The organism is Filomicrobium sp., assembly GCF_025698805.1.
GTDB lineage: Bacteria > Pseudomonadota > Alphaproteobacteria > Rhizobiales > Hyphomicrobiaceae > Filomicrobium > Filomicrobium insigne.
On the sequence record NZ_JAILWT010000030.1, the window covers coordinates 1 to 3,914 of the forward strand.

At 62.1% G+C, this 3,914-nt stretch carries 3 protein-coding genes; all 3 read right to left on the minus strand.

Going from position 1 to position 3,914, the window contains the following annotated elements:
* The coding region (locus K5845_RS21040; protein ID WP_287959962.1) for a hypothetical protein at positions 1-233 on the minus strand (233 nt) is incomplete at its 3' end.
* 228 nt (positions 234-461) lie between these two features.
* On the minus strand, positions 462-1,763 hold the full coding sequence (locus K5845_RS21045) for a PD-(D/E)XK nuclease family protein (protein ID WP_287959963.1): 1,302 nt from the start codon (positions 1,761-1,763) through the stop codon (positions 462-464).
* Positions 1,760-3,914: MrfA Zn-binding domain-containing protein (locus tag K5845_RS21050; protein ID WP_287959964.1), on the minus strand; the 2,155-nt coding region annotated here is incomplete at its 5' end. The genes K5845_RS21050 and K5845_RS21045, both read right to left, overlap by 4 nt.

Consider the following 3,914-nt stretch of genomic DNA (forward strand, 5'->3'; position numbering starts at 1 on the left):
GCTCCCCCATCTGACTCGACCAGCCGAAGCAAGTCATTCGTCAGACGCAAGCGTTCGTCCGAGTCCCTCACCCCACGCAGGCGCCGAGCGACCGCCTCGGCAATGTGGTGCGTCAGAACGTGGACTTCATCCGCCGCGTCGACACCATCGATGCTCGACTGAAGGTCCGCAGCAGCCTCGATCTGCGCCTCCAGCGCAGCCGTTATTACCGATTCGTAGAGGCCGTCCCGCAAGCTTCCCAACCGCTTCGTGGTGGATTGATGCGCCCATGCTATCGGGGGCGCGCGCTCCGCACCCTTGCTTCGTGCAGAGTGGCGATGAACGCGCTGTGACCTGAGGCTCTGGGGATCTTGGCTGACGCCGCGATACCGAATAGCGGATTCCGCACGCTACGTCCGCGGGCGTGCAGCGCGGCGAAGCCTTGTCCAGTCGAACGCAGAAAGTCCGCGACTTCCCACGGGTTAAGTGGTCGGTTTAGGGTCCCCCTTTCCGCGGGTCCCAGGCGGCAAATTAGATCCACATTCGGATACTTCCTCAGCCTCAGCGTAGTCGGATGGAGCTAAGACGCTGACCTCAGACCATTGGGTCAAGGTTAGGATGGTTCGATCCAACTCCTCATCGCGAACGAATGCCGTATCAAGCAACCGCACGCGGTCACCGACCGCAAAGGCAGCCGTCTCCGTAGGCGTTCGCAGCAAGCCTCGAGTGCCGTCCGCCGGGATGCTGATGATCCAACTTCGCGGCCCATTCTCGCTTAGAACAACAGCCTCGCAGTCGATGAAGTCAACATCGGCGCCGAGTAGCTCGACCGCTGGGCCAGCCCAATAGTCGTCGCACATCTGACGCACGCCACACCTGCGGCACATGTCGAGTGCCGGGCGTGCCGGAGGAGGCCGTTGCCCGAGTTCACTGGCGACCGTTGAGGATCGGTGCATGAGTTCCGTCGCCAGTTCCGCTGCCTCCTCTGCAGAGGGAGGAGCTACATCTACGTCGTGCGCTGGATAGGTCAGTTGGAGCCGCCGTACGGGCACACTGCGGGGATTAAGTTCTCGGTCGCCGTTCCACAAGACGGCATAAGTCCCTAGTTGGTCGGCGTGGTGAGCAGCCGGGGCTCCAGTCTTGAAGTCAACGATGGTGCACCCGTCTCCGTCGAGCGTAACTAAGTCAGCGCGGCCCCAAAATCGTAAGTCCTGCGCATGCAACCAAACCTCTGGATGCGATCCCTCCTGGAGGGGCGCCCGGCGCCCACGGTGACCTACTCCGGCTCGCTCAGAGGTGCGGACAGGCTTCAGCGTTGTCCGCGTCACCATTGACTGGACTGCGCGCCGAATCTCTGGCGTTCGGGCAGCTAAGGCAGCTCGCATAGCAGGAATGCGATGCGCGACCCGCGGATTGGTCTCTAGGGCATCCATGCGCTCGCCGATGACCCGTCCTATAGCTTTGGAATACCCGCCCAGCTCTCTCAAGGCTTCGCTTGCGCGCGGCTCGGCGAGCGACTCGCACCCGAGATCGTGGAGCTTGCGGACGATGAGCTCAATCACCCCATGGGTGACGTCGCCGACAAGACCAGGAAGACTCGGCTTCGATGGAAAGCCGACGCCTTGCCACACGCTCGGGTAGGTGGCGTGATAGAGCATCCACCGCCGTGGGCACTCCTCGGCATCGCGGAGGCTGGAGTAGCTCCATCGGTCGGGAGCCTCTGGCCACTGAGCTGCGCTGCTCAGCCCAGATGGGATGAATTCGTCGGCACCGGAAGGCCTCACCCGATCGCCTCGATCACCTGCTGACTGGCCCGCGGCAAGTTCTGGGAAATGACCATCTCGTCGACGAGGTGTACGGGAATGACTGTGCCGAACTCCTTAGCGTCGCGGAGTTGGCCGTCGGCAGGATGGTCCGGCGTAAGTGGACCGTGGACCCCCACGATGAGTTCGCGTCCATTGGCACGAGCGAGGATCGGTACCTTGGTAGGTCCGATGCCTGGAATGTCAACGACGCTCGCGCGTTCGAAAGTCACGCCGTCGAGCCCATGGCGGCTCAAGTCGGCATAGAGCCGGTCGGCCGCGAGATCGAGGCGCGCCGCGTCGACCTGAGGCTCGGTGCCGTACACCAGATACCGGAGCAACGTCGACCCAAGGAACCTGTCCAGCAGGCCATGGTCGAAACGGTTCTTGAAGCTTCGGAGGCAGCGATAGCACGAGCGATCGCAATTCCCCGCGCATCCTTCTAGCAGCTCAATGGTGTCCTCAAACAACGCTAGACCGGTCTCAGCAACCCGGCGGGCAAACCCCGCTCCGCCGGCGAGGGTGTCGTAGAGATAGATTTCAGCCTCCAGACCCTCGTGTCCGCCAGCAGTCAATGCCGGGCGATATTCAGCCTGCAACTCCCCGACTTCAATGTCGAGCCGTCGTGCGGCAGCGACGCTGAACGCTTCCGAAAGAGTCCTGAGGGCAACCTGTGTCGAGAGATAGCCTGGGCGGATCGTAAGCGGAGCATCGACTCGCAGCGAAACAAGAAGGACGTCCGAAATGAAATCCGTTCCGAGGACCATTCCTCGGGTGGCTGCTCCTCCGCGGCAAGTAGGCTCTCTTCCGTCGGGGAACGGCTTGGGATGGCTCCCATCGACGGTGCTGGTCGGAATGGCCGTCGGTTCGATCAGTCCGCAGCGCGTGCAGTACGTATACCCCTCGCGCCTGGGGCCCGTGTTTGTTACGAGTAGGTGGGTCCGGGCCGAATACTCTCGAAGCCGGGGCGTAATGGACCGCCAGCTCTGCGGCTCGGCTGGACCTGGTGCTACCAGTTTGGCGCGCGTGGCGTAGCTCGGTGCCGGCTGGTCATCCGGCGACGTTCCCTCGTCCCATGAGTGGGGATGGGCGAACCCCGGAGGTCTTATCCAGTTCGCTGCCTTGCCGAAGGTCGCGCTCGTGCCGCATGCGGGGCAGTCACGCAACTCGCCTCGGTCAGCTTGGTCATAACGTTCGGTGCTCGCGTAGTGACAAACCGAGCACTCGAAATAGAGACGGCGCTCATTCCACGCTTTGAACCTATCGTCCCCCACCGGCGAGTAGAGCGCGCCGGACGTCCACTCCTTGCCATCAATCCAGACTCGCTTTCCTGGTGCGTACTGTGAAAGAGCCACAGGTAAGCCCTGGCTGGGCGCATAACGATATTCGGGACGGAATCGGCTGGAGCGGTCTCTGTCAAATACATAGAACGAGACGACATCGGTTGGAAACGCGTAGCGGGGCAGGACGCCCTTGTACAAGAGTCGGTCGAGGAGATTCTCCTCTACACGATGTGGGTCGGCGCGTTCCTCTCCCTCTTCTGGGGGACCTTCGACAACGTTCTCGTCCTCCTGATCGTCGCCGTTGGGCACCTCCGTCGCCGACTTGTCGGGGACCCCGCCAATTGCCTCGTCGATGACCGTAAGAGTGGCGGGCACGAGGGCAGCGAGGAGATCGTCTCGGCTCGAAGCTGCGAGCTCTTCAGGTAGCCACTCGGCGACCTCAACCGCGAGGTTTGCCTCGTTTTCAAGTAACCACCTTTCGAAGTCCTCGCGGTTAAGCGGCGAGTGGCTAGAGAGAAATCCATCGACACTCCCGAGGACCTCGAATAGATGTGGTTGGTCCTCAGGCTCAATATCTGGGAGGCGAGCCTCGTGATACTTCTGAAACAGGAACGCTGTCACGTGGCGACGGGCGATTTCCGCGTTGTCAAGAGTCAGCGACGGGTCATCAACCTTCCCGCGGATCATTCCGTCTGGGTCCGAAAAATAGTGCTCGTCATGGCTATCAGCACTTCCGAATGCCACGACGGTGGCGACGGCGTTGCCTCGACGCCCTGCGCGCCCTGAGCGCTGTTGGTAACTAGCTCGGGACGGGGGCATGTTTCGCAGCGCACCCCCGGACAGTGTTCCG